This window comes from Variovorax frigidus (assembly GCF_051216515.1).
GTDB lineage: Bacteria > Pseudomonadota > Gammaproteobacteria > Burkholderiales > Burkholderiaceae_C > Variovorax.
The window spans coordinates 406,362-428,193 of sequence record NZ_JBPJZF010000004.1 but is presented as its reverse complement, the minus strand read 5'-3'; the positions used below and the strand labels follow the sequence as shown (position 1 = coordinate 428,193).

Below are 21,832 nucleotides of genomic sequence, written 5' to 3'. Positions count from 1 at the left end.
CTTCTGCGTCCGGAAGTCCGATCCCGCATTCCACAACTTTCCTGAGACAAAGCAACATGTCCAAGCTTCCCCCCGTGCTCGCGAACCTGCCCCTGCCCATCATCGGCTCGCCGCTCTTCATCATCAGCAACCCCCAGCTGGTGATCGCCCAGTGCAAGGCGGGTGTGGTGGGTGCGATGCCCGCGCTCAACGCGCGGCCGGCCGCGCAGCTGGAGGAGTGGCTGATCGAGATCACCGAGGCACTGGCCGCCTACAACAAGGCCAACCCCGACAAGCCGGCCGCACCCTTCGCCATCAACCAGATCGTGCACAAGAGCAACGACCGGCTCGAGCACGACATGGCGATGGTCGTGAAGTACAAGGTGCCGATCGTCATCACCTCGCTGGGCGCGCGCACCGACGTCAACGATGCGGTGCACAGCTACGGCGGCGTGACGCTGCATGACATCATCGACAACAAGTTCGCAAAGAAGGCGATCGAGAAGGGCGCCGACGGCCTGATCGCGGTGGCGGCCGGTGCCGGCGGCCATGCGGGTGTGAAGAGTCCGTTCGCGCTGGTCCAGGAAATCCGCCAGTGGTTCGACGGCCCGATCGCGCTGTCGGGTTCGATCGCCAGCGGCGACGCGGTGCTCGCGGCCCAGGCCATGGGCGCCGACTTCGCCTACATCGGCACGGCCTTCATCGCGACCGAGGAAGCACGCGCCAGCGAGGCCTACAAGCAAGCCATCGTCGACGGCAGTTCGGACGACATCGTCTACTCGAACCTCTTCACCGGCGTGCACGGCAACTACCTGGCGCCCAGCATCGTCGCGGCCGGCATGGACCCGACGAACCTGCCCGAAGGCGACCTCAAAACCATGAACTTCGCGTCCGGCGACGGCAGCAAGGCCAAGGCCTGGAAGGACATCTGGGGCTCGGGCCAGGGCATCGGCGCGATCACCGAAGTGACCAGCACCGCAGCCTTCGTCGAGAAGCTCAAGCGCGAGTACTTCGCAGCGCGCGCGCGGCTGGCGCTCTGAGGACACTGCCGACCTGATGTCCGCCGCCACGGCCGGACGCATTCCGCTGATCGACGCCGCCAAGGGCCTGGCCTGTGCGGTGATCGTCGGTCATCACATGGCGCGCTACGGCCCGATGGCCGAGAGCGCCGGCACGCTCGCGCCCGCGCTGTTCGGCTGGCTGGCGGAGGATGGCCGGCTCGCGGTGCAGGTCTTCCTCGTGATCGCCGGCTTCCTCGCGGCGGGCAGCCTGGCGCCCGAAGGCGTGCTGCGCGTCGACCGGCCGCTGCTGCGTGTGGTGCGCCGCTACGCGCGGCTCGTGATGCCGTACCTCGTGGCGCTGTCGTGCAGCGTGCTGATCGCCGCGCTGGTGCGGCCCTGGCTCGATGACACGGCCGTGCCCGAGGCGCCGATCGCCGCGCAATTGGTGGCGCACGGCCTGCTGCTGCAGGACCTGCTGGGCTACGACGCCTTGTCGAGCGGCGTCTGGTACGTGGCGATCGACTTCCAGCTTTTCGTGCTGGCACTGGCGGTGTTCTGGTGCGCACAACGGCTCGAGCGACGCTGGCAGATCGGCGCGGCGCGGGCGCGCTGGCTGGCGGTCGCGCCGGTGCTCGCACTGGCCGCGGCCTCGCTGGTGGTCTTCAACCGGCACCCGGTGCTCGACGACACGGCGCTGTACTTCTTCGGTGCCTACGGACTGGGCATGCTGAGCTTCTGGATCGGGCGTGCGACGCGCGTCAGCACCTGGCGCTGGGCGGCACTGATGCTGACGCTGCTCGGCGGCGCGGCGCTGGCCATCGACTGGCGCAGCCGCATCGCGCTGGCCCTGGTGACGGCGCTGGCGATCGTGGTGGCACAGCGCCGCCGGTGGCTCGGCCAGGCCTGGCCGACGGCGCTGCGGCCGCTGCTGCGCCTGGGCGCACTCTCGTACTCGCTGTTCCTGATCCATTTCCCGGTGATCCTGCTGGTGAATGCGGTGGTCGACCGCTGGTGGCCGGCGCAGCCGGGGATCGCCTTGCTCGGCATGGGCGCGACCTTCGCGCTGTCGATGGCCGCGGCCGAACTGCTCTACCGCCAGGTCGAACTGCGCGCCGCGACCTGGCGCGGCGTGCTTGCGCTCTTCGCCGGGCTGATGGCCTGCGGCGCACTCAGCACCGCCGTCTGAACCGCCGCGTCGGCGCCGAGGGCGGCGCCGGTACGCGCCGGCCTTAGGCCAATTCACGTATCGCGGTCATCATGCGCCGTGCAAACACAGCGCACATCCTTTAAACTTCAGGAAGTTTCAGTAAATACTGAAATTACATGAATTCCACAAAGACGCCTTCTTCGCCTTCCCACACCCTGCCTGCCCTGGATGCTGCCGGCCGGTCGACCGATGCGTTGCGCGCCCTGGCGGCCCCCGGCATCGGCAGTCTGGTGCAGGGCGCCGCAGCGCTGTTCTGGTTGCCGCAGGCCGCCTTGCTGGCCTGGGCGGTGCAGGGGCTCGGCGCCGGCGAGGGCATGGCGGCGGTGTGGCTGCCGGCGGTCGGCGTGCTGCTGCTGGGCATGGCGCGCGCGGCCTGCGAGGCCTGGGGTGCACACCGCGTGTTCGGCGAAGTGCGGGCCCAGCTCTCGACCTTGCGCGCGCAGGTGGCGCGGGCCCTGGCGGCCCGCTCGCCGCTCGATGCGCGCCGCCCGGCCTCGGGCCTGGCCGCCAGCGCGATCGCCGAGCAGGCCGAGGCGGTGGTGCCCTACCTCGCGCGCTACCAGCCGGCACGCTGGCGCGCGGTGTTGGTGCCGCTGTGCATCCTGCCGCTGGTGGCGTGGTTCTCCTGGGTGGCGGCGCTGATCCTGCTGGTCACCGCCCCGTTGATCCCGCTGTTCATGGCCATCGTGGGCTGGCGCGCGCAGGCGGCGAGCCGCGAACAGATGGTGGCGATGGGTGGCATGAACGCCTTCCTGCTCGACCGTCTGCGGGGCCTGGCCACGCTGCGCGCGCTGGGCGCGGTCGATGCCACCGCGCGCCGGCTGGGCGAGGCCGCGCAGTCGCTGCGCCGTCGCACCATGGCCGTGTTGCGCATCGCCTTCCTGTCGTCCGCCGTGCTGGAGCTGTTCGCGGCGCTGGGCGTGGCGATGGTCGCGGTCTATGTCGGTTTCCATCTGCTGGGCACGCTGAATTTCGGCAGCTGGGGCACGCGTCTCACGCTGGGCGAGGGCCTGTTCGTGCTGCTGCTGGCGCCGGCCTTCTACGAGCCGCTGCGCGAACTGTCGGCCGTGTGGCACGACCGCGCGGCCGGCGAGGCGGCGCTCGATGCGCTCGACGGACTGGCCGACGGCGGCGTGCCGCTGCCCGGCGCACAAACCGAAGCGACGGCGACCGAGCGGGTCGGCGCACCCTCGGTCCGCATCAGCGACCTGCGCTTCGCCCATGCCGGCGAGGCGCCGGTGCTGCAAGGCTTCGACCTGCAGATCGAGCCCGGCGAACACGTTGCGCTGATGGGCGCGAGCGGCGTCGGCAAGACCGCGCTGCTGAGCCTGATCGCGGGCCTCGTGCCGGCCGCGTCGGGCGAGATCGCCATCGGCGGCGTCGCGCTGACCGACGCGAGCGCCGCCGACCTGCGCCGCCGCATCGGCTGGATGGGGCAACGCCCCCATGTTTTCGCGGGCTCGGTCCAGGCCAACGTGGCGCTGGGTCGCGACGGCGTGCACGGCCCGCAGGTCGAACAGGCGATGCGCTTCGCCGCACTGGGCGGCGTGGCGCAGGCCCATCCCGCCACGGCGCTGGGCGAGGGTGGCAGCGGCCTGTCGGGCGGCGAGGCCGTGCGGCTCGCGCTGGCACGCATCGCAGCCCAGCTCGACGCCGACCTGCTGCTGGTCGACGAGCCCACCGCGCACCTCGACACCGAGACGGCCGAGCGCGTGGTCGATGCGTTGATGGCACTGGCGCGCGGCAAGACGCTGATCGCCGTGACGCACGATCCGGTGCTGGCGGCGCGCATGAACCGGCAAGTCCGCCTATGACCACGAGCCTTCCCCTGAAGACCCGCCGCAGCCGGTCCCGTGGCATCGCTGGCAGGATGCAGCCGAGCCCGCGCGCCGCCAGCGAACTGCGCACCGTGCTGCGCCCCTTGCTCGCCACCGCCCCGCGCCGGCTCGCGCTGGGCGCCGCGCTGGCCGCGCTCACCGTGCTCATGGGCATGGCGCTGCTGGGGCTCTCGGGCTGGTTCATCACCGCGGCCGCACTGGCCGGCCTGAGCGCCAGCACCGCGCTGGTGTTCGATGTGTTCGCGCCTTCGGCCGGCATCCGGCTGCTGGCGCTGGGCCGCACGGGCGCGCGCTACGGCGAGCGCCTGGTGACGCACGACGCCACCTTCGCCGCGCTGGCCGACTTGCGCGAGCGCTTGTTCCGTGGCTGGGCCCGGCCCGAGGCAGCGCGCCGCCTGCAGGCGCGGCCGGCCCGGCTGCTGTTTCGGCTGACCGCCGACATCGACGCGCTCGAATCGCTCTACCTGCGCCTGATCGTGCCGGCCGTCGCCGCGCTCGGCGCGGCGCTGCTGGCGGGCACGGTGCTGGGCTTCATGCATGTCGGCATGGGCATCGCGCTGGCCGCCTGGCTGGTGGCTTTCGGCTGGGGCATGGCCTGGTTCGTGGCGCAGCGCGCCAGGCCGCATGCGATGCGGCGCGCGCAGGCCATGGAGGCGTTGCGCGCCCGCGCGGTCGACCTCGTGGCCGGCCAGACCGAGCTCGCGATGGCGGGCCGGCTCGACGCGCAATGCGAGGCATTGGCCGCGGCCGACCGCCGGCTGGCGCGCGCCGACCTCGCGCTGAACCGCCTCGAACTGCGCGCCGGCATGGGCTACGGTCTGGCGGGCACGCTGACCCTGGTCGCGGTGCTGCTGGGCGTGGGCGCGCTCATGGGCGAGAGCGCGATCGGCGCGCCGGCCGCGGCATTGGCCTTGCTGCTGGCGCTGTCCGCCACCGAGCCCTTCGCCGCCTTGCGCCGTGGCGCGCTCGAGGCCGGCCGCACCTGGCTGGCGGTGCGCCGCCTCGCGCCGCGCATGCACGATGCAGCATTGCCGGTGCCCGCCGCCGCGTCCGACGACATTCGCCTGCACGACATCGTTGCCGGCTACGAGGGCAGCGCGGTGCAGGCGCTGCACGGCCTCTCGCTGACCATCGCGGCCGGCGAGCGCGTGGCGCTGATCGGCCCCAGCGGCGCCGGCAAGTCCACGCTGCTGTCCGTGCTGGCCGGCGAACTCACGCCCACGCACGGCGAGCTGCGCGTGCCGCCGCACTGCCTGCTGACGCAGCGCACCGAGCTGTTCCAGGACGACCTGCGCGACAACCTGCGGCTGGCCGATCCCGCGGCCGACGATGCGCGGCTCTGGTCGGTGCTCGAAGCCGCGGGCCTGGCAACCGAGGTGCGCGCCACCGCGGCCGGGCTCGACACCGCGCTGGGCGAGGGCGGGCTGGGCCTGTCGGGCGGGCAGCTGCGCCGGCTCGCACTCGCGCGGCTGCTGCTGCGCGACGCACCCTTCTGGCTGCTGGACGAAGCGACCGAAGCGCTCGACACCGCCACGGCCCACGACGTGCTGCAACGCCTGGCCGCCGCGGCGCAAGGCCACACGCTGCTGATCGCCACCCATCTGCGCCGCGAAGCCGCGCTGGCCGACCGGCTGCTGTGCCTGCACGAAGGCCGTATCACGGCCGACCTCGCACGCGGCACCCCGGCCTTCGAGGCCGCGCTGCGCACTCTGCGCCCCGACTGACGCCACCACCGACGCCACGACCGAAGAAGAAACGAAAGGAACCTCCCCATGGACCTCGACATCGTCGCCCTCTCCCGATTGCAGTTCGCCATCACGGCGCTGTACCACTTCCTTTTCGTGCCGCTGACCATCGGCCTCGCGGTGATCCTCGCCATCATGGAGACCGTCTACGTGATGACCGGCCGCACGGTCTGGCGCGACATGACGAAGTTCTGGGGTGTGCTCTTCGGCATCAACTTCGCGATGGGCGTCGCGACCGGCATCGTGATGGAGTTCCAGTTCGGCATGAACTGGAGCTACTACAGCCACTACGTGGGCGACGTCTTCGGCGCGCCGCTGGCGATCGAGGGCCTGATGGCCTTCTTCCTCGAAGCCACCTTCGTCGGCCTGTTCTTCTTCGGCTGGGACAAGCTCAGCAAGGTCGGCCACCTGATGACGACCTGGGCCGTGGCCATTGGCTCCAACTTCTCGGCGCTGTGGATCCTGATCGCCAACGGCTGGATGCAGAACCCCGTGGGCTCGGCCTTCAACCCGCAGACCATGCGCATGGAAGTCACCGACTTCTTCGCCGTGCTGACCAACCCGGTGGCGCAGGCCAAGTTCGTGCACACGGTGTCGGCCGGCTACACGGTGGCGGCGATCTTCGTGCTCGGCGTGTCGGCCTGGTATGTGCTCAAGGGTCGGCACCTGGAACTGGCCAAGCGCTCGATGACCGTGGCCGCGTCCTTCGGCCTCGCGGCCTCGCTGTCGGTGGTGGTGCTGGGCGACGAGAGCGGCTACCTCTCGACCGAGCACCAGAAGATGAAGCTGGCCTCGATCGAAGCCATGTGGAAGACCGAGCCCGCGCCGGCCGCCTTCACCGCCTTCGGCTTCCCCGACCAGGCCGCGCGCGAGACGCACTACGCGATCCACATCCCGGCCGTGATGGGCCTGATCGGTACGCGCTCGCTCGACACCGTGATTCCCGGCATCGAAGAGCTGGTCGAGCGTGCCGAGGTGCACATCCACGACGGCATCAAGGCCTACGACGCGCTGCAGACCATCCGCGCGGCCGGCAGCGATGCCGCCGTGCCGCCGGCGGCGCGCGCGGCCTTCGAGGTCAACGGCCATGCGATGGGCTACGCGCTGCTGCTCAAGCGCTATGTCGACGACCCGCGCCAGGCCACGCCCGAGCAGATCAAGAAGGCGGCCTGGGACACGGTGCCGGCGGTGGCGCCGCTGTACTGGTCCTTCCGCATCATGGTCGGGCTGGGCATGTTCTTCATCCTGCTCACGGGCACCTTCTTCGTGCTGTCGACCCGGCGCCGTTTGGATGCGCATCCGTGGCTGCTCAAGGTCGCGGTGTTCGCGATCCCGCTGCCCTGGATCGCGGCCGAGTGCGGCTGGATCGTGGCCGAGGTCGGCCGCCAGCCCTGGGTGATCGAAGGCGTGCTGCCCACGGCCGTGGCGGTGTCGAACCTGGGCGTGACCACGCTGCTGATCACCATCGCGGGCTTCGTGGCGATCTACACCACGCTGTTCCTGATCGAGATGAAGCTGATGCTCAAGGCCATTCGCAAGGGCCCCGAGGAGCATCCCGCGCCGCCGTCCGTGGCAGCACCCGCGCTGCGCACGTCGCCGCGCCCCCTGACCGGCGCCGCCGAATAACCGAGGAGCACCCCATGGTCCTGAACGAACTGATCTCCTACGAAACCCTGCGCATGATCTGGTGGCTGCTGATCGGCGTGCTGCTGGTCGCCTATGCGGTCACCGACGGCTTCGATCTCGGCGTCGGCATGCTGCTGCCCTTCGCGGGCCGAGACGACAACGAGCGCCGCGTGATCATCAACAGCGTCGGCCCGGTCTGGGAAGGCAACCAGGTCTGGCTGATCCTGGGCGGCGGCGCGATCTTCGCGGCCTGGCCGCAGCTCTACGCGGTGTCCTTCTCTGGCTTCTACCTCGCGATGTTCGTGATCCTGGTCGCGCTGATCCTGCGGCCCGTGGCCTTCAAGTTCCGCGGCAAGCGCGAGGAGCCGGCCTGGCGCGCGCGCTGGGACGCGGTGCTCTTCGCGAGCGGGCTGGTGCCGGCGCTGATCTACGGCGTGGCCGTGGGCAACGTTCTGCAGGGCGTGCCCTTCCGCTTTTCGAACGACATGCACATCTTCTACGACGGCACGTTCTTCGGCCTGCTCAACCCCTTCGCGCTGCTGTGCGGTCTGGTATCGGTCGCGATGATGCTGATGCACGGCGCGGCCTGGCTGCAGCTCAAGACCGAGGGCGCCGTGGCCGCGCGCGCACGCAGCTACGGCAGCTGGGCGGCCATCGCCACGCTGGTGCTCTATGCGTTGGCCGGCTTCGCGCTCTGGACCTGGATCGACGGCTACCGCGTGACCAGCGCGCTGCCGACCGGCGGCCCGTCGAACCCGATGCTCAAGACCGCCGAGGTGCAGGCGGGCGCCTGGTTCCTCAACTACGCGGCCAAGCCGTGGCTGTGGGCGGCGCCGGTGCTCGGGCTTGCAGGCGCATTGCTCGCGCTGATCGGCCTGCGCCTGCGGCGCGAAGTCGCCACGCTGCTGGCCAGCGGTCTCTCGATCACGGGCATCGTGCTGAGCGTGGGCGCGTCGATGTTCCCCTTCATCCTGCCCTCGTCGATCGACCCGCGCGCCAGCCTGACTGTGTGGGACTCGTCGTCGAGCCACCTCACGCTGTTCAACATGCTGGTCGCGACCGCGATCTTCCTGCCGATCATCGTGGCCTACACCACCTGGGTCTACCACGTGCTGTGGGGCAAGGTGGACGCCGACGCGATCCGCGAGGACCGTGGACATGCATATTGAGATGTTTGGAAAGGACGTGTGAGATGTGGTACTTCGCCTGGATCCTGGGGCTGCCGCTGGCAGCCACCTTCGCGGTGCTCAATGCGATGTGGTACGAGCTGATGGACGACGAAGCGATTCGCCGCGACAAGTTCGACGCGCCGGATTCGTCGCGGAATCGGGAGCGGTTGTAGCCGGCTGTTGACGGACCGGTCAAGCCGGTGGCGACTGCAGCGCAGCACGCGCACGCTCGGACAGAGGGACGCTGGCGGGCAGCAGTGCCAAGGCGGCCGCGCCGCGGGCAGCGGTGCCGACATTGGCCACGAAGGTCAGGCGCGCTTCGCGGAACGCGAAGATCAGATTGAAGGTGCCGTGGGTCGAGCGCACATCGACTTCGCGCACCTCCGCACAAGGCCGCTGCCGCAGCCTGAAGCGGAGGCTCGATGCGATGGTCAAGGTGCGTGCGATATAAGCTGACGATTCACGACACGGAGACATCATCTTGCACGCCACGATCAAAAGACTCTTCCTGTGCGCAGGGGTTTTGCTCGCAGTCACCCTTTCGGCTTGCGGCGGTGGAGGCGGCTCCAATGCCGCCAACACCGAGCCGCCGTCCCAAACGGGTGGCCAGGTGATCTCTACCAGCGTGAATGGCACGCAGAATGGCAACACCTACCCCATTCAGATTTTCCTGCCCGCCTCCTATGCCGACGGTACCGCGAAGCTTCCGGTCATCTATGCAACGGAAGGCGATGCGCTCTATGGGGGTGGCGGCAGGCAATCGCGCTTCGATGCGTTCAAGGACGAGATGCAATCGCGCGGAACGCAAGCCATCCTTGTTGGCATCGGCGGCACGGCAAGGCGCAATGTCGACTTTCTGCTGCCTGGCGCGGAGACGTACCTCAACTTCATCACCAAGGACCTGGCGCCGTCGATCGAGCGGCAGTACCGCGCCGACCCGAAGAAGCGGGCGCTGTCGGGCCTGTCACATGGCGGCTACTTCGTCGTGGCCGCGCTGATCCTGGAGGGGAAGGCCGGCAACCTGAGCTTTTCCCACTACCTCTCGACCGAATCCAGCTTTGGCGCGCAGGGCGGGCCCGCTGCCCTTCTGGATTTCGAGAAGCAGTTGCAGGCATCCGGCAAACCTGTTCCCGCCACGCTGTTCCTGGCCGGTGCCAGGAGCAGCAACGGCCCCGTCATCGTCGAACCGCTCTATGCGCAGATGGCCGCTCAGTCGCTTCCCGGGTTGACGCTGCTCAACGCGTCATATGACACGACGCACGTGGGCGCGGATCTGCCTGCCTTTCGGGAAGCGCTGACGCGGTTCATACCGTGAGGGGCGGCTGACCGTCGGCGCAGGATTCAACCGGTCGATGCAACTGTCTGGCGGAGTACCGTCGACGGCCCTGCCAAGGCTGCGGGACGGGATCCGGATCGGACCCGCCATTCGGCGACCGAACTTTCTTCGTCCGCCGATGCATCCTCGCGCTGCACGCTCAACCCACAGTTCTTGGCCCCGCAATTTCGGTCGAGGTCTCCGATGCCAGAAAACATCCTCGTTCGTCCCGCCGTCGAAGCCGACTTCGACGCTTGGCTTCCCCTGAAAGGCGTCGCGCGCGCTCTGATCGAGGACGTCTATTGGCGCGCGAAGGCCGGCGGCTCACCGGTGCGTCTACTGGCAGACCCATGAGAGCAATGCGACGGCGATGATGCTCTACGACAGGATGGCCGAGAGATCCGGTTTTGTCGTCTATCGAAAGATGCTCTGATCCACGCGGGCCTCGCTCATGAGGCGTCCGCGCAGCATGCGGAGGGCTGCTCGCGGTCTCGTATGACATCAGAGAGGGCGTGCGGCGCGTCGATCTCGAGGCGCGGCGCTGGCAAGCCTGCAAGTGCATCGCCGGATGCCGGGCGTCGCGAAGACATTCCGGGTCAAAGGGCCGCTGATCCCATGCCCCCGGCCCCGCCTGTTCGTTTTCCACTAGGTGCTCCAGCGAGTTCAGGTTTTGGCCGGCATTTGGGCGTCGACCTGGCGCAGTCATGCACAAAGTCTCAAGCCGCACCCATCGTGCTGCGACGATATGGATCGAAAACGACTCCTGGCGATTCTTCGTTGCTTTCTATTGATCGAACGCTTCTCGAGCGATAGGCGATACCAAAGGCATCAATGATGCTCTCAGACTATTTCGTCGATTTTCTCATTGGAGAGGTTACACTTTTTAACCTTATAGATTCAGGAAGAAATAATGCGCCGTGGACGTTTGCTGCTTCTTTTGGGTATTGCCTTCCTGTCCGCCTGCGGTGGCGGTGGCGGTGGCGGAGGAGAAGGAGGCGGAAGTGCGAGTGGCGGAGGTGCGGGAGACGGAGGCATCTTGAACGTGGCCCTGTCGTGGCCGGAATCGAATCTGGACCTTTTCAAGGCGGCCACCGTCTTACCCGTCTTTTCCGGTTTCGACGGACATGCGCCTAATTGCACCTTGGTGTCGGGGCAGCCTCCGGCCGGGATGACCCTGCAGAGCAATTGCTCGATCGTCGGTCGGCCCACGGAGGTGGGTGAATTCTTTAATTTCAGCGTTCGTGTGGGTGCGTCAGGCGTCTCGAACACGGTCAATTCAGGCGTGACGCTGCGGGTTCGTGCCCCGACCGTCACCTATCCATGGCATGCCGGCTATCTGGACAATCTCGTGCTGGGGACCAGCGTGAACGATCGGCCATCGATCACCGGATGGACGGCTCCCGCCGATCTGCCGCTCGCATGGACCTACTCGGTGGTGGCCGGCTCCCTTCCTCCCGGGCTGGTGCTTGATGCCAGCACGGGCGCGGTCACCGGGACGGTCGGTGCCGCAGGCTCATTCCATGCAACCCTTCGGGTATTGCTGAAGACCGCCTTTGGCGAGTACGAAGCCACCAGCGCCTACAGCGCGAACGTCAACGTTGCCAGCTTCAACTATCTGAACACGGGTGGCACGGGCTTGAGCAATTTGTACCAGGCCGCCTACGTCAGCCAACCATTCAAGCTGGAGCCGTTTCTCGATGCCAGGGCGCCCGCCGGAAGCACGCTCAGCGACTTCAGTGTTTCAGGGCCCGCCTTGCCCGCCGGGGTGACGATCGATGCGGCAACAGGCATCATTTCAGGCCGTCCGACCAAGGCAGCCAGCGCACAAAGCGCGACGATCCTGGCAACCATCACGTCGCCGAACGGCAGTATCCCGACACAATCGTTCTTCTCCGGCATCGAGGTCTTCGACCCTGTGTATGTTCGCTACCCGATCAGTTCCAGTCCCCTCGGGGCGGTTGGTGTGCCTCTGGTCGTGAATCCTGAGAAGGTACAGCCGAGTCCGTTGCCCTTGGTGTCCCCGACGTTCTCCTACACCGCGCGGGCCGGTCAGTGCGATTTGCCACCTGGCATGAGCTTGAATCCCGCCACCGGTATCGCCTCCGGTACGCCAACAATGGCAGGCTCCTTCAGCTGCTTCATCGATATAGCCATCACAAATGACGGCATGAGCTGGGGGGCGGCGAGTCAGTTGTTCGCAGTCATCCAGTGAGTCGGGCGCATCCGCGCTGACTCAGCGCCGTGCCGCATGGCGTGGGCACGGGAAGACGCGAACAGGGGGGATGAGAGGGGTAGCCAGATTGCGCGTGTACCGGGCAGTCAGTGCTGTTGCGTGAGTTCATCACCTTCCAGGCGCGCCTCGACGACAAAAGCCTGCAGCGCGGCCAATTGGCCGTCGCGAAAGCGCCAGACATCGCAATACGCGTGGCGGCTGGTCTTGCCTTCTTCATCCTTCAGCAGGATCTCCCCGAGGGCCGCGAGCGCGTCGCCCTCGGCGATCAGGCGATGCACCTCGAAGCGGGGCGGCTCCTTGTAGGCGATGGCCATCCACTCGCGTACGGCCTGCTTGCCGCGCAGCGTCCTGTCGCCGACGAAGGTCCAGGTCGTGTCCTCGGTGCAGAAGGCGAGGAAGCCCTCGCAGTCGCCTCGGGTGATGGCCGCATTGGCCTTCTGCAGAATTGCCTTGTGGGTCTCGGACATTCAGAACGCTCCTGTGTTCGGCCGACGCGTGCAAACGACGCGTGCCGGCCAGGCAGCTTCTGCCCGTCCGGCTGCCGTTGATTGCCGGCTCGATCGCCATGAAGGCGTCAGCTTTTGGCGCGTCGCGGAAGCTGATCCCTGCGGCGTGCGGCCTACTTCTCGGCCGCCTTGCCTCGCTTGCCCCCGCCCGTCAACCGGTCCTTGAGTCCCAGCACCTTGGTCACGGTCGCGCCCATGCCCATCAGCTGCATGGCGGTCTCGGGCGCGAGGCGTTGCACGTCGTCGAACCACTTCATCAACCGGTCGATCAGGTCGTGCATCTCGCGCATGCGCTGCTGGGCATGACGCTCCTCGGCCGAGGTCGGTTCCTCGAGCAGCGCCATGCGCAGCATCGACAGCGTGGGCTCGATCTCGCGGCGCCGGCGTTCCTCGGCGAGCACGCGGAAGATCTCCCAGACGTCCGACGGCGCTTCGAAGTACTCGCGGCGGTCGCCGGGCTGGTGGCGCAGGCGCACCAGGCGCCAGGCTTGCAGTTCCTTCAGGCCCATGCTCACGTTGGAGCGCGAGAAAGCCAGCAGCTCGGAAATCTCGTCGGCGTTCAGCGCGCGTTCCGACAAAAAGATCAACGCGTAGATCTGGCCCACCGTGCGGTTGATGCCCCACTTGCTGCCCATCTCGCCGAAGTGGGCGACGAACTGGCGGTTGAGGGGCGGGAGCTCGAGGGGAGGGCTGCTGGTGCTGGGCATGCCGTGATTGTTGCGCGTCGCTGCTGAAGCTTCAAGAAGTTCTGAAAATCCGAGGGTTTCGGGGCGGTTCCGGATTGACCTGCGTTTCAGGCCGCGCCGATACTGGTCGCCATACCAAGTCCCCACGAAAGGCATCCGAATGAGCAACGAACTGCGCAAGAAGCTGCACGAACTCTCGGTGCTGGTCGACAACGCGCCGGACCCGCAAACCCGCGCGATCGTCGAGGCGCTGAGGCTGCAGACCGCGATCCTCAACGAGCGGCTGTTCTCCATCGACCTGCAGATCGGCGAACTGATCCAGCGCCTCGATGCGCGGGCGCGCTGAAGGGCCGCGCATTGTGGGGATAATCGAGCGCCATGAGCGGCAACACTTTCGGCAATCTCTTCGCGGTCACCAACTTCGGTGAATCGCACGGCCCTGCGATCGGCTGCGTGATCGACGGCTGCCCCCCGGGCATGGCCCTGACCGAGGCCGACATCCAGGGCGACCTCGATCGTCGCCGCCCGGGCACCAGCCGCCACGTCACGCAGCGCAACGAACCCGACGCGGTGCAGATCCTCTCGGGCGTCTACCAGGGCAGGACCACCGGCACGCCGATCGCGTTGCTGATCCAGAACACCGACCAGCGCAGCAAGGACTACGGCGCCATCGCCGAGCAGTTCCGTCCCGGCCATGCCGACTTCACCTACTGGAAGAAGTACGGCATCCGCGACCCGCGCGGCGGCGGGCGTGCGTCGGCCCGGCTCACGGCGCCGATGGTGGCGGCCGGCGCGGTGGCCAAGAAATGGCTGTTCGAGAAGTACGGCACGGTGTTCCGCGGCTGCATGACGCAGATCGGCGAGACCGTCATTCCCTTCGAGGACTGGCAGCACGTGCCGAACAACCCCTTCTTCGCGCCCGTGGCCGACGTGTCGGCGCTCGAGGCCTACATGGACGCGCTGCGCAAGGCCGGCGACTCCTGCGGCGCGCGCATCCGCGTGACCGCCTCGAACGTGCCGGTCGGCCTGGGCGAGCCGCTGTTCGACAAGCTCGATGCCGACATCGCGTTCGCGATGATGGGCATCAACGCGGTCAAGGGCGTCGAGATCGGCGCCGGCTTCGCCAGCGTCGCGCAGCGCGGCACCACGCACGGCGACTCGATCAGGCCCGACGGTTTCGCGAGCAACAACGCGGGCGGCGTGCTCGGCGGCATCAGTACCGGACAGGACCTGGAGGTGAGCATCGCGATCAAGCCGACCAGCTCGATCATCAGCCCGCGCCAGTCGGTCGACGTCCACAACCAGCCGGTCGAGGTCGTGACCAAGGGCCGGCACGACCCCTGCGTGGGCATCCGCGCCACGCCGATCGCCGAGGCGATGCTGGCGCTGGTGGTGATGGAGCATGCGCTGCGTCAGCGCGCACAGAACGGCGAAAAGGCCCCGGCCGACACAGAAGCACCCGCGGCACCGTTGCAGGCCTCCTTCCTCTAGTGGCCGCCGCGCCACCCCCGCCGTCCCCCGCGGGGGGCCGCGGTCACCTGCTGGCGTTCGCCGCGCTGTCGGCAAGTTATTTCGCGCACATCGGTTTCTTCAACCCCTACCTGCCGCTGTGGCTCAAGGACCAGGGGCTGCCGATCTTCACCATCAGCCTGCTGGCGGCGGTGCAATCCCTGACCCGCGTGTTCGCGCCCTACGCCTGGGGCGCCCTGAGCGACCGCACCGGCGAGCGCGTGCGGCTGCTGCGCATCAGCGCGGCCATCGCGACGGTCGTGTCCTTCGGGCTGTGGGTGCCTGGCAATGCCTGGTGGATCGGCTTCGTCCTGCTGCTGCTGTTCACCCACACCAGCTCGATGATGGGACTGACCGAGGCCGCGATGGCGCAGCTGGTGGCCGGCGACTGGGGGCGCTACGGCCGCATCCGGCTCTGGGGCTCGGCCGGTTTCCTGCTCACCGTGTCGGTCGCGGGCGAATGGTTCGACCGCTTCGGCATGGGCCACTTCCCGCCCTGGGCGTCGATCACGCTGGCGCTGGTGCTGCTGGCCGCCTGGCGCCTGCCCGACGTGCGCGAGCCGCCGGCCGCGCACGACGAGGCCCACGTGCCGGTCGGACCGGTGCTGCGCCAGCCCGCGGTGCGCTGGTTCCTGGCCTCGCTGTGCCTGCACATCACGGCGCATTTCTCGATCTACGGCTTTCTCTCGCTCTACCTCGATTCGCTCGGCTACGGCAAGGGCGTGATCGGCGCGCTGTGGGCGCTGTCGATCGTCACCGAGGTCGGCTGGTTCTTCGTGCAGGGCCGCATCATCGGCCGCTTCCCGATGGCGCGCTGGCTGCTGATCTGCAGCGTGGTCGCGATCGCGCGCATGGCGCTCACCGGCGCGGCAGGGCAGTGGCTGATCGCGATCGTGCTGGCGCAGCTGTTGCACGGCCTGAGCTTCGCGGCCCACCACACGACCTGCATCGCGCTGATCACGCGCCATTTCCCGGGCCGGCTGCGCGGCCGCGGCCAGGCGCTGTTCACCGTGGTCGGCTACGGCATCGGTGGTGTGGCCGGTGTGCTGGCCGGCGGGGCGCTGGCCAGCCGCTTCGGTTTCGGCGCGATGTTCGCGGCGGCCTCGGTGCTCGCGGTGCTGGGCACGCTGTGCGCCTGGCGCATGGCGCAGGCCGAGGCCATGTCGGGCCCGGGCCAGGAACCTGGCGCCATGGCCTGAGTCGCACCGGGCGCGTTCTTCTTCCCCCCATCTTCTTCCCGACCCAGAAACGGAGTCCCGATGTTTGCCATGCCGCCCGCCACACAGGCGCTGATCCTCAGCTGCGTCGTCGTTTTCCTGCTGCAGTCGCTCGGCGTCGACGGGCTGGCGATGTTCGCGCTGTGGCCCGTCGACTCGGGCGGTTTCATGCCCTGGCAGGTGCTGAGCTACGCCTTCCTGCACGGCGGCATGTCGCACCTGGTGTTCAACATGTTCGGCCTGTTCATGTTCGGCGCCGAACTCGAGCGTGTGTGGGGCTCGAAGCGCTTCCTGGTCTTCTACTTCGTGAGCGTGCTGTTCGCCGCGCTGGCCCAGCTCGCGGTCGCGGCCTGGAGCGGCAGCAGCGCGCCGACCGTGGGCGCTTCGGGCGGCCTGTTCGGGCTGCTGCTGGGCTTTGCGATGCTGTTCCCCCATCGCCGCATCGTGCCGCTGATCCCGCCGATCCCGATGCCGGCCTGGCTCTTCGTGCTGCTCTACGGCCTGATCGAGCTGTTCCTGGGCGTGACCGGCAGCATGAGCGGTGTGGCGCACTTCGCGCACCTCGGCGGCATCCTGGGCGGCTGGCTCACGCTGCGCTATTGGCGCGGGCAGATCCCTTTCGGTACCCGACGCTGAGCAGGGGGCGACGGCCCGCGTTCACAATGCGGGCACCCCGAAAACGCCTTCTTCCATGAGCATCTTCGACGCCTTTCTTTCCAATCCCGAGATCCAGGCGGTCTTCGACGGCCCTTCGGTCGTCGGTGCGATGCTGCGCTTCGAGGCCGAACTCGCGCGCGCACAGGCCGATGTGGGGCTGATCCCTTCCGCTGCGGCCGAAGCCATTGCCGCCTGCTGCGACCCGGCGCTGTTCGACCCCGCGCAGATCGCACGCGACAGCGGCCGCGCCGGCAGCCTCGCGATCCCGCTGGTGCTGGCGCTCAAGGCGCGCGTGGCCGAGCGCCATCCCGAGGCCTTGCCCTTCGTGCATCTGGGCGGCACCAGCCAGGACGTGATCGACACCGCGATGGCGCTGGCCATGCGCGAGGCGCTGGCGCTGCTGGAGGCCGACCTCGATGCGGCGATCGCAGCTTTGCTCGGCCACGCGCGGGCCCACGCCGCCACGCCGATGCTCGCCCGCACGCTGATGCAGCCGGCCTCGGTGACCAGCTTCGGCCTGGTGTGCACGCAGTGGGCGGCGCCGCTGGTGCGCAGCCGCGAACGGCTGGGCGACCTCGCATCGCGCGCGCTACAACTGCAGCTGGGCGGCGCGGTCGGCACGCTGGCGCAGATGAAGGGGCAGGGCGACGCGGTGCGGGCCCGGCTGGCGGCTGCGCTGCAGCTGCGCGACCCCGGCACCACCTGGCACACCCAGCGCGACGAAGCCGTGGCGCTGGGTTGCGAGCTGGGCCTGGTGGCCGGCAGCCTGGGCAAGATCGCACTCGACCTGTCCTTGCTCGGCCAGTATGAGGTCGGCGAAGTCACCGAGGGCAGCGAGCCCGGCCGCGGTGGCTCCTCGGCCATGCCGCACAAGCGCAATCCCGTGGCCTCGATGGTCGCGCTGGCCGCCGCGCAGCGCGCGCCGCAGCAAGTGGCCGCGCTGCTTGCCGCGATGCCGCAGCAGCACCAGCGCGCCCTGGGGCCGTGGCAGGCCGAGCTGGCCGTCTGGCCGCAGCTCTGGACCACGGTGCAGGGCGCGGCACGCGCATTGGCCGGCGCATTGCCGCGATTGCAGGTCGACGCCGCGCGCATGCGCGCCCGGATCGACGGGCTGCGCGCCGAGCTGCCGCGCGAGGCGACGGACGAATGGTTCGACCCGGCACTGGCCGAGGGCGCGGCCGACATCGCACGCGCGCAGGTGCAAGACCTGCAGGCCCGCCTCGACACCCTTCGCGCACCCACTTCCAAGGACGTTTCGCCATGAGCGACGACAGCATTTCCTCCTCTTCTTCCGATGACTACGAGCGCGGCCTGCTGCAGCGCCGCCGCGTGCTGGGCGACGCCTGGGTCGACCAGTCGCTGGCCAGGCGCACCGACTTCAACGCCGAGTTCCAGGAGCTCATCACGCGCCACGCGTGGAACGACATCTGGGGCCGGCCCGCGCTGGGCGACAAGACGCGCCGCTACATGGTGCTGTCGATGATGCTGGGCACCCACGCGTACGAAGAGTTCGCGATGCATGTGCGGGCCGCGCTCGACGGGCCGCCCGAATCGCGGCTCACGCCCGACGACATCAAGGAAGTGCTGCTGATGGCGGCCATCTACTGCGGCGTGCCGGTGGCCAATCACGCCTTCGGCATCGCGACCGCGATCCTGCGCGAAAAGGGCTTGCTCTCGGACCTGCCGAAGTGAGTGCGGCCCCGGGGGCGCCACCCTCCGCGCCATCACCGGCGATTTCCTTTGCCCTGTTGCTGCCGCTGCTGCTCGCGGCGCAGCCCGTGGCCACCGACAGCTACCTGCCGGCCCTGCCCGAGATCGCGCGCGAACTCGGTTCGGCCAGCGCCAGCCTGACCGCTTTCGTGCTGGCCTTCGGCTTCGCGCAGCTGGTCTGCGGGCCGCTGGCCGACCGCATCGGCCGCCGACCGGTGCTGCTCACCGGCCTGGCCGTCTACGCGCTGGCGTCGGCCGGCGGCGTGTTCGCGCCGAGCATGGCCTGGCTGGTGGCCCTGCGCGTGCTGCACGGCTTCGCGATGGCCGCGATCCTGGTCTGTGCGCGTGCCGCGGTGCGTGACCTCTACCCGGCGCACGAGGGCCCCCACATCATGGCGCGCGGGCTCACGGGCCTGGGCATCGTCGCGCTGTTCGCGCCGGTGATGGGCGCCTTCGCGGTCGAGGAACTGGGCTGGCGCTGGGTGCTGGGCGGCATGGCCATCTATGCGGTGGTGCTGTGGGCAATGTGCCACCGCTACTTCGGCGAGACGCTGCGGCGCCCGGGGGTCGGCGAGGCCGCCGCGCCCAGGGGCAGCCTGCGCGAGGTGTTCGCGAGTGCGAGCTTTCGCGCCTGGGCCTCGGTCGCGGCCAGCACCTACGCGGGCATCTTCTCCTTCCTGCTGCTGTCGCCCATGGTCTACATCGGCTACCTCGGGCTCACGCCGATCCAGTACGGCTGGATTCCCGCGGCCGGCTCGCTGGTCTACATCTTCAGCACCACGATGTGCCGGCGTCTGCTGCGTCGGCGCGGTGCGGTGCGCACCGTGCAACTGGGCGCCACGCTGAGCCTGGCCGGCCCGTTGCTCGCCGCCCTGGGCTGCTGGTTGATGCCGCTGTCGATCTGGCCGTTGCTGCTGGGCCATGCGGTCTATTGCCTGGGCCATGGCATCCATCAACCCTGCGGCCAGGCCGGCGCGGTGGGCGACCTGCCGCACCTGGCGGGGCGCGCGGTGTCGTGGTCGGGCTTCGGCATGATGGTGGCGGGCTTCGTGGTCGGCCAGACCGCCGCCAGCTTCATCGACCCGGCCTCGTCCAACGGCGCCTGGCCGATGGTGGTGCCGATGGCGCTGGCCGGCGCGTTGCTGATGCTCATCGCCTTCTTCTGGCTGCCCCGGCTGCCGGTTGCTTCCATGATTCGAAAAAAGGAGACCCCGCCATGATTCCCCTCCACTTCCTGCGCGAAGGCGAAGGCCCGATCGTCGTGCTGAGCCATGCGCTCGGCTGCAACCTGCACATGTGGGACGGCGTGGCCGCGCTGCTGTCGCGCGCCCACACGGTGATCCGCTACGACCACCGCCACCACGGCGGCTCGGCCGCGCCGGCCGCGGCCTTCTCCATCGAGGCCCTGGCCGACGACGCGGCGGCGCTGATCGAGCGCGAAGCGGGTGGCGAGCCCGTGCACTTCGTCGGCCTGTCGATGGGCGGCATGACGGCGCAGGCGCTGGCGGTGCGCCGGCCCGAACTGCTGCGCGACGTGGTCATCGCGAATTCGAGCGCGCACTATCCCGATGCCGCGCCCTGGCAGGCGCGGGTGGCGCGCGTGCAGGCCGAGGGCGTGGCTGCCATCGCCGACGGCGCGGTCGAGCGCTGGCTCACGCCCGCCTGGCGTGCTACGCCCGAAGGCACGGCGGCCGCCGCCGCGCTGCACCGCATGCTGGTGGCGACCGATGCGGCCGGCTATGCCGAAAGCTGCAAGGCCGTGGCCGGCATCGACTTCCGTGGGAGCAACCGCCGCATCACCGTGCCGACGCTGGTGATCGACGGCGCGCAGGACCTCGCCACGCCACCCGCGATGTCGGCGCAGATCGCCGAGTCCATCCCGCATGCGAAGCGCGCGACGATCGACGCGGCGCACCTGAGCGCGGTCGAGAAACCGGCCGAGTTCAGCGAATTGCTCATCGATTTCTGGCGCAGCCTTTGAGCCGGCGCGCCTTCACTTCCTCTTTCATCCCATGTCCAATCTCATCGTCCACGGCGGTCGCCCGCTCAGCGGCCGCATCACGCCCTCGGCCAACAAGAACGCCGTGCTGCCGGTGCTCTGCGCCACCTTGCTCAGCAAAGCGCCGCTGCGCCTGCTCGGCGTACCCGACATCACCGACGTGCGCAAGATCCTCGACATCTTCCGCACGCTGGGCAGCCAGGTCGAGATGGACCACGCGAGCGGCACGCTGAACCTGCACCACCGCGAGACCACCTTCGATGCGGTGCGCCATCGGCTGCCCGAGGAGATGCGCTCGTCGATCATGCTGGTGCCGCCGCTCCTAGCGCGCTTCGGCGTGGCGCGGCTCGAGGACAACGTCAAGGGCTGCACGCTGGGCGTGCGTGAAATCGATCCGCACGTCGAGGTGTTTCGGCACTTCGGCGCAGAGGTCGAGCGTGCGGACGGTTCGCTGCTGGTGCGCGCGGGGCAGTTGCGGCCGGTCGACCACTGGCTCGATTACGCCTCGGTCACCACCACCGAGAACTTCGTGCTCTGCGCTTCGGCGGCCGAGGGCACCTCGACGCTGACCAACGCCGCGTCCGAGCCGCATGTGCAGGAGTTCTGCCGCTTCATGGTCGCGATCGGCGCGCGCATCGAGGGCATCGGCACTTCGCGGCTCACGGTGCACGGCGGCACCGCGCTCGGCGGCGGCGAGTTCCGTTTCGATGAGGACTTCCACGAGATCACCACCTTCCTCGCGCTGGGCGCGATCACCGGCGGCGACGTGGTGGTGCGCAACACCGCGCCCGGCAACTTCCCGCTGATCGACCGCACCTTCGCCAAGTTCGGCGTGAAGATCACCCACGAGGACGGCTGGTCGCGCGCCAGCACGCCGGGCGCGCTGCGCGTGCAGACGCCGTTCACCAGCAACGTGCTGACCAAGGTCGAGGCCGCGCCCTGGCCCTACTTCCCGGTCGACCTGCTGCCGATCTTCATCGCCCTGGGCGTGCGGGCGCAGGGCAACGCGATGTTCTGGAACAAGGTCTATGACGGCGCATTGGGCTGGACCGGCGAGCTGTCGAAGTTCGGCGCCCACGTGTTCTCGTCCGACCCGCACCGGCTCATCACCTTCGGCGGCGGACCGCTGACCCCGGCGGTGGTCGAGAGCCCCTACATCATCCGGGTGGCGATCGCGCTGTTCATGGTGGCGGCCAGCATCGAGGGCCGCTCCGAGATCCGCAACGCCACGCCGATCCGCCGCGCGCACCCGCATTTCGTCGAGAACCTGCGCAGCCTGGGCGTGCAGGTGGAGTGGACTGGGGCCTGTTAACGCTATTTCCGGGGATCGCGTTGGCTGAGCCAGGGGCTGGATGCAAAGCGCCCGTGCGCAGCAAGGCTGAAGCCTTGCAAGCGCGGGCAACGCCGCAGACGGCCCCTGGCTCAGCCAACCCTT

General features: G+C 68.9%; 21 protein-coding genes and 1 pseudogene. 19 read left to right on the top strand and 3 right to left on the bottom strand.

Annotated features, from left to right (window positions below; translation table 11 throughout):
• Window positions 1-56 precede the first annotated feature (56 nt).
• From ACSFBC_RS14290 to cydX, 7 genes are all read left to right on the top strand, one after another.
• Window positions 57-1,019, top strand: coding sequence for an NAD(P)H-dependent flavin oxidoreductase (locus tag ACSFBC_RS14290; protein WP_435510979.1), 963 nt, complete (start codon window positions 57-59; stop codon window positions 1,017-1,019).
• Window positions 1,020-1,035: 16 nt separating this feature from the next.
• Window positions 1,036-2,166 (top strand): acyltransferase family protein, encoded by a 1,131-nt coding sequence (locus tag ACSFBC_RS14285; RefSeq protein ID WP_435510978.1) that lies wholly within the window; start codon window positions 1,036-1,038, stop codon window positions 2,164-2,166.
• 137 nt (window positions 2,167-2,303) lie between these two features.
• A complete protein-coding gene (gene cydD, locus ACSFBC_RS14280; protein WP_435510977.1) occupies window positions 2,304-4,001 on the top strand; it encodes a thiol reductant ABC exporter subunit CydD in 1,698 nt (565 codons plus the stop codon).
• Window positions 4,002-4,057: 56 nt separating this feature from the next.
• Complete coding sequence (gene cydC / locus ACSFBC_RS14275) at window positions 4,058-5,749, top strand: thiol reductant ABC exporter subunit CydC (protein ID WP_435511183.1); 1,692 nt, start codon at window positions 4,058-4,060, stop codon at window positions 5,747-5,749.
• A gap of 48 nt (window positions 5,750-5,797) precedes the next feature.
• Window positions 5,798-7,396 (top strand): cytochrome ubiquinol oxidase subunit I, encoded by a 1,599-nt coding sequence (locus ACSFBC_RS14270; RefSeq protein WP_435510976.1) that lies wholly within the window; start codon window positions 5,798-5,800, stop codon window positions 7,394-7,396.
• Between the two features lie 14 nt (window positions 7,397-7,410).
• On the top strand, window positions 7,411-8,565 hold the full coding sequence (gene cydB, locus ACSFBC_RS14265) for a cytochrome d ubiquinol oxidase subunit II (protein WP_435510975.1): 1,155 nt from the start codon (window positions 7,411-7,413) through the stop codon (window positions 8,563-8,565).
• Window positions 8,566-8,588: 23 nt separating this feature from the next.
• Window positions 8,589-8,738, top strand: a complete 150-nt coding sequence (gene cydX, locus ACSFBC_RS14260; protein ID WP_435510974.1) for a cytochrome bd-I oxidase subunit CydX — start codon at window positions 8,589-8,591, stop codon at window positions 8,736-8,738.
• A gap of 19 nt (window positions 8,739-8,757) precedes the next feature.
• Here cydX and ACSFBC_RS14255 read toward each other — a convergent pair whose 3' ends face one another.
• On the bottom strand, window positions 8,758-9,000 hold the full coding sequence (locus ACSFBC_RS14255; RefSeq protein ID WP_435510973.1) for a hypothetical protein: 243 nt from the start codon (window positions 8,998-9,000) through the stop codon (window positions 8,758-8,760).
• Window positions 9,001-9,046: 46 nt separating this feature from the next.
• Here ACSFBC_RS14255 and ACSFBC_RS14250 point away from each other — a divergent pair, with 46 nt between their 5' ends.
• From ACSFBC_RS14250 to ACSFBC_RS14240, 3 genes and pseudogenes are all read left to right on the top strand, one after another.
• Window positions 9,047-9,880 (top strand): alpha/beta hydrolase, encoded by an 834-nt coding sequence (locus ACSFBC_RS14250; protein ID WP_435510972.1) that lies wholly within the window; start codon window positions 9,047-9,049, stop codon window positions 9,878-9,880.
• Between the two features lie 267 nt (window positions 9,881-10,147).
• Window positions 10,148-10,313, top strand: a pseudogene (locus ACSFBC_RS14245) (N-acetyltransferase); the annotation flags it as partial.
• A gap of 609 nt (window positions 10,314-10,922) precedes the next feature.
• The gene (locus ACSFBC_RS14240; protein WP_435511182.1) at window positions 10,923-12,092 is read left to right on the top strand and encodes a putative Ig domain-containing protein; all 1,170 of its coding nucleotides are present in this window, start codon (window positions 10,923-10,925) and stop codon (window positions 12,090-12,092) included.
• A gap of 107 nt (window positions 12,093-12,199) precedes the next feature.
• Here ACSFBC_RS14240 and ACSFBC_RS14235 read toward each other — a convergent pair whose 3' ends face one another.
• A complete protein-coding gene (locus ACSFBC_RS14235; protein ID WP_435510971.1) occupies window positions 12,200-12,580 on the bottom strand; it encodes a nuclear transport factor 2 family protein in 381 nt (126 codons plus the stop codon).
• A 152-nt stretch (window positions 12,581-12,732) separates the two neighbouring features.
• Window positions 12,733-13,326, bottom strand: coding sequence for a GbsR/MarR family transcriptional regulator (locus ACSFBC_RS14230; protein ID WP_435510970.1), 594 nt, complete (start codon window positions 13,324-13,326; stop codon window positions 12,733-12,735).
• A gap of 139 nt (window positions 13,327-13,465) precedes the next feature.
• Between ACSFBC_RS14230 and ACSFBC_RS14225 the strand changes: the two genes are divergently transcribed.
• The 9 genes from ACSFBC_RS14225 to ACSFBC_RS14185 are packed head-to-tail and all read left to right on the top strand — an operon-like array spanning window position 13,466 to window position 21,709.
• Window positions 13,466-13,651, top strand: coding sequence for a hypothetical protein (locus ACSFBC_RS14225; RefSeq protein WP_219218048.1), 186 nt, complete (start codon window positions 13,466-13,468; stop codon window positions 13,649-13,651).
• 32 nt (window positions 13,652-13,683) lie between these two features.
• A complete protein-coding gene (gene aroC, locus ACSFBC_RS14220; RefSeq protein WP_435510969.1) occupies window positions 13,684-14,796 on the top strand; it encodes a chorismate synthase in 1,113 nt (370 codons plus the stop codon).
• Window positions 14,796-16,013: an MFS transporter gene (locus ACSFBC_RS14215; protein WP_435510968.1), complete on the top strand. Its 1,218-nt coding sequence runs from the start codon at window positions 14,796-14,798 to the stop codon at window positions 16,011-16,013. The genes aroC and ACSFBC_RS14215 overlap by 1 nt, the downstream gene beginning before the upstream one ends.
• Before the next feature lie 60 nt (window positions 16,014-16,073).
• Window positions 16,074-16,667 carry a rhomboid family intramembrane serine protease gene (locus ACSFBC_RS14210; RefSeq protein WP_435510967.1) on the top strand — a complete coding sequence of 198 codons (594 nt, stop codon included), beginning with the start codon at window positions 16,074-16,076 and terminating at the stop codon, window positions 16,665-16,667.
• 55 nt (window positions 16,668-16,722) lie between these two features.
• Window positions 16,723-17,952: a lyase family protein gene (locus tag ACSFBC_RS14205; RefSeq protein ID WP_435510966.1), complete on the top strand. Its 1,230-nt coding sequence runs from the start codon at window positions 16,723-16,725 to the stop codon at window positions 17,950-17,952.
• The gene (locus ACSFBC_RS14200; RefSeq protein ID WP_435510965.1) at window positions 17,949-18,380 is read left to right on the top strand and encodes a carboxymuconolactone decarboxylase family protein; all 432 of its coding nucleotides are present in this window, start codon (window positions 17,949-17,951) and stop codon (window positions 18,378-18,380) included. Before ACSFBC_RS14205 ends, ACSFBC_RS14200 begins: the two co-directional genes overlap by 4 nt.
• 56 nt (window positions 18,381-18,436) lie before the next feature.
• Window positions 18,437-19,618 (top strand): MFS transporter, encoded by a 1,182-nt coding sequence (locus tag ACSFBC_RS14195; protein WP_435510964.1) that lies wholly within the window; start codon window positions 18,437-18,439, stop codon window positions 19,616-19,618.
• Complete coding sequence (locus tag ACSFBC_RS14190; RefSeq protein ID WP_435510963.1) at window positions 19,615-20,379, top strand: alpha/beta fold hydrolase; 765 nt, start codon at window positions 19,615-19,617, stop codon at window positions 20,377-20,379. Before ACSFBC_RS14195 ends, ACSFBC_RS14190 begins: the two co-directional genes overlap by 4 nt.
• A 31-nt stretch (window positions 20,380-20,410) precedes the next feature.
• Window positions 20,411-21,709 carry a UDP-N-acetylglucosamine 1-carboxyvinyltransferase gene (locus tag ACSFBC_RS14185; protein ID WP_435510962.1) on the top strand — a complete coding sequence of 433 codons (1,299 nt, stop codon included), beginning with the start codon at window positions 20,411-20,413 and terminating at the stop codon, window positions 21,707-21,709.
• Window positions 21,710-21,832: the final 123 nt, after the last annotated feature.